Annotated in this window: 6 protein-coding genes; all 6 read left to right on the top strand. The window is 59.4% G+C overall.

The annotated features are described in order from the left end of the window. Nucleotides 1-675, top strand: a 675-nt coding sequence (locus ACXRVY_RS14135; RefSeq protein WP_458237599.1) for a carbohydrate porin, incomplete at its 5' end; no start/stop codon positions are given. Between the two features lie 493 nt (nucleotides 676-1,168). Then, nucleotides 1,169-2,569 carry a GABA permease gene (gabP, locus tag ACXRVY_RS14140; protein WP_108219393.1) on the top strand — a complete coding sequence of 467 codons (1,401 nt, stop codon included), beginning with the start codon at nucleotides 1,169-1,171 and terminating at the stop codon, nucleotides 2,567-2,569. Between the two features lie 112 nt (nucleotides 2,570-2,681). Beyond that, nucleotides 2,682-3,797: a choline metabolism transcriptional regulator GbdR gene (gbdR, locus tag ACXRVY_RS14145; RefSeq protein WP_223458732.1), complete on the top strand. Its 1,116-nt coding sequence runs from the start codon at nucleotides 2,682-2,684 to the stop codon at nucleotides 3,795-3,797. A gap of 73 nt (nucleotides 3,798-3,870) precedes the next feature. Then, nucleotides 3,871-4,992 carry a Re/Si-specific NAD(P)(+) transhydrogenase subunit alpha gene (locus ACXRVY_RS14150; protein ID WP_457265722.1) on the top strand — a complete coding sequence of 374 codons (1,122 nt, stop codon included), beginning with the start codon at nucleotides 3,871-3,873 and terminating at the stop codon, nucleotides 4,990-4,992. Nucleotides 4,993-5,003: 11 nt separating this feature from the next. Next, on the top strand, nucleotides 5,004-5,354 hold the full coding sequence (locus ACXRVY_RS14155; protein ID WP_458237600.1) for an NAD(P) transhydrogenase subunit alpha: 351 nt from the start codon (nucleotides 5,004-5,006) through the stop codon (nucleotides 5,352-5,354). Beyond that, nucleotides 5,351-6,423, top strand: a 1,073-nt coding sequence (locus ACXRVY_RS14160) for an NAD(P)(+) transhydrogenase (Re/Si-specific) subunit beta (RefSeq protein ID WP_458237601.1), incomplete at its 3' end; no start/stop codon positions are given. The genes ACXRVY_RS14155 and ACXRVY_RS14160, both read left to right, overlap by 4 nt.

A 6,423-nucleotide genomic window follows, 5' to 3' on the forward strand; every position in this document is an offset into this window, starting at 1 on the left:
ACCCGGCATGATGTGACCGTCAGCGGATTCAACACAAATCCCGGTGGCGAGGTTCAACTGGGCGTCAGTTATCTGGACAAGCCGAGCCGTGAGGATGCTCATCAGGGCTGGTCGGTGGTTGCCCAGCACAAGCAGGTTGCGTTTCTGGGCGGAGTCAACAAGTTCGCTGTTCAATACGGCCGAGGGCCAGGCACCGCATTGGGCTACACCGGTGATACCACGCTGGATGAGAGCAACAAGAGCTGGAGGCTCGTGGAGTTTTTCGATTGGCAGTTGACTCATGCTTTCAGTGGTCAAGTTGAACTGGTCTATCAAAAAGACACGCGCCCTGAAGGTGATGATCAGAACTGGTTATCCATTGGTGTTCGGCCAATTTATGCGTTCACGGATCAGTTCAAGTTGATCACCGAAGTTGGGCGCGACCAGGTTGAAGCCGCAGACGGTACCCGAAAACTCACTAAGTACACCATCGCGCCGACTTGGTCACCGAAGGGCCCGGGATTCTGGGACAGGCCGGAATTTCGTCTGTATTACACCTACGCTACCTGGAACAAGGCTGCGCAACGCGCCGCCAGCTTGCAATCTCCGGGATCGGCTCTGTCTGATACCGGTGCGTTTGGTACAGACTTGCAAGGCTCCAACGTAGGGGTTCAGATCGAGTATTGGTGGAAATAAACGCCCTTGTTGACGCCGATGCCGAATTGAACCACGTGCCGACGCAAGACCGACCCACCTCCAAATCAGCTCAATTCCAGCACAGGCATCGATTTGTGAGGAATCAGACTGGGTCAGTGACATCTCGGCAACTGGGTGTATTCGGCATCGGCGCCAACACGAGGATCGACGCTACTTTATTAAAAGAACTCTCAACGAACAGGAGATGACTGCCTTTGGCCACTTAGTGACTGACTGGTTTTAACCGCGAACACAATGTATTCATATGTCGATATCAGACACGGAGGTGGCGTGATCAGGTAATTGAATCATCGGACAAGCCGGGTAAGGTGGCGCATCTTTTTATCGAAATAACCACATCGCGATGATGGGTTTGATAAGAACTGCAGCGTTTGAAGGGTGCCTCCTTCAGGAAGCCCGGCAGGCAACAATGATGATGATCTGTGCCCCTATCAATTCGCTTAAATGTCGATCAGTAGAGAAAAAAAAACCAATGATTAGCCCGAACTCCAAGGATTCGAGTGGCCAATTGGCGCAGGGCTTCAAGCCTCGTCACGTCACAATGCTGTCAATCGCCGGTATCATCGGCGCCGGTTTGTTCGTTGGCTCAGGACATGCCATTGCAGCTGCCGGGCCGGCCGTCCTCCTGGCCTATCTCTTCTCCGGCCTGCTCGTCGTTCTGGTCATGCGCATGCTCGGTGAAATGGCGGTGGCCAACCCGGACACCGGTTCGTTCTCCACCTATGCCGACCAGGCCATCGGACGTTGGGCGGGCTTTACCATCGGTTGGCTCTACTGGTGGTTCTGGGTGCTGGTGATCCCTATCGAAGCACTGGCCGCCGGCCATGTGTTGAACCAGTGGTTTCCCCAGATCGATGCCTGGCTGTTCGCCCTGGTGTCGATCATTGCGTTGGTGATCACCAATCTGTTCAGTGTCTCCAAGTACGGCGAATTCGAATTCTGGTTCGCCATGGCCAAGGTGGTGGCGATCATCGGCTTCATCGGCGTGGGTTTTGCCGTGCTGATGGGCTGGGTGCCCGATCGGGAAGTCAGCGGACTGAGCGGACTGATGGCCGAGCATGGCGGATTCGCCCCCAACGGCCTGTCGGCGGTAGTCGGCGCGTTCATCACCATCATGTTCAGCTTCATTGGTACTGAAGCGGTCACCATCGCCGCCGCCGAATCCGACAACCCGTCGCAGAACATTGCCAAGGCCACGCGTTCGGTGATTTGGCGCATCGGCGTGTTCTACCTGTTGTCGATTTTCGTGGTCATCTCCGTGGTGCCCTGGAACGATCCTCTGTTGGCCTCGGTAGGTTCTTACCAGCGCGCACTGGAAATCATGAACATTCCCCATGCCAAGTTCATGGTGGACGTCGTAGTACTGATCGCTGTGGCCAGCTGCATGAACTCCTCGATCTACATTGCCTCGCGCATGCTGTACTCGCTGGGCCGTCGTGGCGATGCGCCGAAGGCGCTGAAGGCGACCTCCTCTGAAGGCGTGCCGCGGGCAGCCGTCATCGCCAGCACCGTGCTGGGTGCAGCGATCACCGTGTGGAGCTACTTCATGCCCGCCGGGCTGTTTGACTTCCTGCTGGCCAGCTCCGGTGCGATTGCCTTGCTGGTGTACCTGGCCATTGCGGTGTCGCAGCTGCGTATGCGCCGGATGCTACGTCGGCAGAATGTCGAACTGGCCTTTCGCATGTGGCTGTTCCCTTGGCTCACATGGCTGGTGATCGCGTTCATTTGCGCAGCGTTGGCGGTGATGATGATCACCCCGGAACACCGTAGCGAAGTGAGCTCGACCATTGGACTGGCGCTGGCGATTTCCTTTATCGGTCTTGTGACATCGCGTCAACCTGCGCGGGATGCAAGGGCGACGTCGGTGGGATAAAACCAGGGAGGTATTTGCGCCGAACCTGATACCCCCCGCGCGCCAAGGCTGGGGGTATTACAAGCTCCTGTGTCTCAGTCCGTAATCGCTCTTTGTGAGGGCATGACCCCCGATGTCATCGAAATCCACCGTGCCCGACAGTACCCCTACAAAATCAGTTGGTTTTCTGCTACTGGACAAGTTCACGTTGATTTCCCTGGCGTCAGCCGTAGAGCCCCTGCGCATGGCCAATCAGTTGTCGGGACAACAGCTGTATCGCTGGCATACGTTCAGCCCCGGTGGTGAGCCTGTCTGGGCCAGTGATGGCGTGCCGATCACCCCGGATGCTTCGTGGAGCAATCCATTGGTGGTGGACACTGTAATCGTGTGCGGCGGTGTTGGAATCCAGAGCGTGATTACCCGCGAGCACATTACCTGGCTGCAAGCCCTGGCGCGTCAATCCAGACGGCTGGGAGGCGTGTGCACGGGCAGTTGGGCACTGGCCAAAGCCGGGCTGCTCGACGGTTATGAGTGCAGTGTGCACTGGGAGTTTCTGGCCGCCATGCAAGAAGCTTTTCCGCGGGTCAGCATCAGTTCGAGTCTGTTCACCCTCGACCGAAACCGCTTCACAAGCTCCGGCGGAACGGCCCCTATGGACATGATGTTGCATCTGATCGGTCGCGATCATGGTCGTGAATTATCGGCTGCCATCTCTGAGATGTTTGTCTACGAGCGCATCCGCAACGAACAGGACCATCAGCGCGTTCCGCTCAAGCACGTGTTGGGAACTCATCAGCCCAAGCTGCAGGAGATCGTTGCGTTGATGGAGGCCAACCTCGAGGAACCGCTCGACCTGGATAACCTTGCACAATACGTTGATCTGTCGCGTCGACAGCTAGAGCGGCTATTTCAGAAATACCTTCACTGTACGCCGTCACGCTACTACATGAGGTTACGTCTTGTTCGAGCGCGACAACTGCTTAAGCAAACATCATTGTCGATCATTGAGTTGGCGTATGTATGCGGTTTCGTGTCCACACCCCACTTTTCCAAATGCTATCGCGAGTACTTTGGTGTTCCACCCAGCGACGAGCGTTGCGGCTCTGAAATGAGTCACAAACCGGCAACGCTTGCGACTACGCAGCAGTCATCGACCAGACCGCTGACAGCGCTCGACCAGGCTCGAAACGAATCGACTTTTGCCAGTGTTCGAATGATTGATCGTTCCGATTTGGCGCAATCGTGCTGATCGGCCGTCCTTGCCACCCCCATTCATCCGTAGTGCCTGGGTTTACTCAACAAGATCACGCAGGAGATTTGACGTGCACATTGGTGTTCCTCTCGAAACCCAGACCGGTGAAACACGGGTTGCCGCAACCCCGGAAACCATCAAGAAGCTGATCAGCCAGGGTCATAAGGTCACTGTACAAAGCGGCGCCGGCGTCAATGCCAGCGTTGTCGACAGTGCCTATGAAGCGGCCGGCGCAACCATTGGCAGCGCCAATGACGCGTTTGGCGCAGAGCTGATTTTGAAGGTGGTCGCGCCCAGCRACAGCGAGCTGGCGCTGATTAAAAGCGGCACCGTTGTGGTGGGGATGCTCAACCCGTTCAGCAACGAAACCATCGCCAAGCTGGCCGAGTGCGGCATTACCGCCTTTGCCCTGGAGGCGGCGCCGCGCACCTCCCGYGCSCAAAGCCTGGACGTGCTGTCCTCGCAAGCCAACATCGCCGGTTACAAGGCCGTGTTGCTGGCCGCGCACCACTACCCGCGYTTCATGCCGATGCTGATGACCGCGGCGGGCACCGTGAAAGCGGCGCGCGTGCTGATCCTCGGTGCCGGCGTGGCCGGCTTGCAGGCCATCGCCACCGCCAAACGCCTGGGGGCGGTGATCGAAGCGTCCGACGTGCGTCCTGCGGTGAAAGAGCAGATCGAATCCCTCGGCGCCAAGTTCGTCGACGTGCCTTATGAGACCGACGAAGAACGYGAATGCGCCGTCGGTGTCGGCGGTTACGCCCGCCCGATGCCGGCCAGCTGGATGCAGCGCCAGGCYGCGGCCGTGCACGAACGCGCCAAGCAGGCGGACATCGTGATCACCACCGCGCTGATTCCCGGCCGCAAGGCACCGACGCTGCTGAGCGCGCAAACCGTGGCCCAGATGAAACCGGGTTCGGTGGTCATCGACCTCGCGGCCGCCCAGGGCGGTAACTGCCCGCTGACCGTGGCCGATCAGGTGGTCGTCGAACATGGCGTGACCATCGTGGGCCCGACCAACCTGGCCAGCGCCGTGGCGGCCGATGCTTCGGCGCTGTACGCCCGCAACCTGCTGGACTTCATGAAACTGTTGTTCGATAAAGAAGGACAACTGGTGATCAACCTGGAAGACGATATCGTCGCCGCGTGCCTGATGTGCCGCGACGGCCAGATCGTGCGCAAGAACGGCTGAGGATAAAAACAATGGAAGACATGCTGATCTCTCACGGTATCTACAACCTGATCATCTTCGTGCTGGCGATCTATGTCGGCTACCACGTGGTCTGGAACGTCACACCGGCCCTGCACACGCCACTGATGGCGGTGACCAACGCCATCTCGGCCATCGTGATCGTCGGCGCCATGCTCGCCGCCGCCCTCACCGTGACCCCGCTGGGCAAGACCATGGGCACCCTGGCCGTGGCCYTGGCCGCGGTCAACGTGTTTGGTGGCTTCCTGGTGACCCGGCGCATGCTGGAAATGTTCAAGAAGAAAGCGGCCAAAGCTCCGGYCGCCAAGGCCGCAGCAGTCAAGGCTGAGGTGCAACAAGCATGAGCATGAACCTGGTTACGTCCCTGTATCTGATCGCCTCGGTCTGCTTCATCCAGGCGCTCAAGGGYCTCTCGCACCCCACCACGTCGCGTCGCGGCAACCTGTTCGGCATGCTCGGCATGGGCCTGGCGATCCTCACCACGGTSGGCCTGATCTACAAGCTSGGCTCCGAGYTGGCGCAMGACGGKATCGTCTACGTGATCGTCGGCCTGCTGATCGGCGGCACCGCCGGTTCGATCATGGCCAAACGCGTKGAAATGACCAAGATGCCYGAACTGGTCGCCTTCATGCACAGCATGATCGGCCTGGCSGCGGTGTTCATCGCCGTRGCCGCCGTGGTCGAGCCGCAGTCGCTGGGCATCGTCAAGCAACTCGGTGACGCGATCCCGGCCGGTAACCGCCTGGAACTGTTCCTCGGTGCCGCCATCGGTGCAATCACCTTCTCYGGYTCGGTCATTGCCTTCGGCAAGCTGGCCGGCAAGTACAAGTTCCGCCTGTTCCAGGGTGCACCGGTCCAGTTCAGCGGCCAGCACAAGCTGAACCTGCTGCTGGGYCTGGCCACMCTGGGCCTGGGCGTGACCTTCATGCTCACCGGTGACTACACCGCTTTCGCCGTGATGCTGGCCCTGGCCTTCGTGCTCGGCGTGCTGATCATCATCCCGATTGGTGGCGCCGACATGCCCGTGGTCGTGTCGATGCTCAACAGCTACTCCGGCTGGGCGGCGGCGGGCATCGGCTTCTCGCTGAACAACTCGATGCTGATCATCGCCGGTTCGCTGGTGGGCTCAAGCGGTGCGATCCTCTCGTACATCATGTGCAAGGCGATGAACCGTTCGTTCTTCAACGTCCTGCTCGGTGGTTTCGGCAACACGGCGGAGGCGGCCGGCCCGGCGGGCTCGAAAGAAGCCCGGCCGGTGAAATCCGGTTCGGCCGACGACGCGACCTTCCTGCTGACCAACGCCGACACCGTGATCATCGTGCCGGGCTACGGCCTGGCGGTCGCGCGGGCGCAGCATGCACTGAAGGAACTGACCGAGAAGCTGACCCATCGCGGCGTGACCGTGAAGTACGC

The organism is Pseudomonas sp. P5_A2_2, from assembly GCF_054177685.1.

Bases quoted from the DNA above. Each gene is read 5' to 3' on its own strand.
- gabP (WP_108219393.1), top strand. From the start codon at position 1,169: ATGATTAGCCCGAACTCCAAGGATTCGAGTGGCCAATTGGCGCAGGGC.
- gbdR (WP_223458732.1), top strand. From the start codon at position 2,682: ATGTCATCGAAATCCACCGTGCCCGACAGTACCCCTACAAAATCAGTT.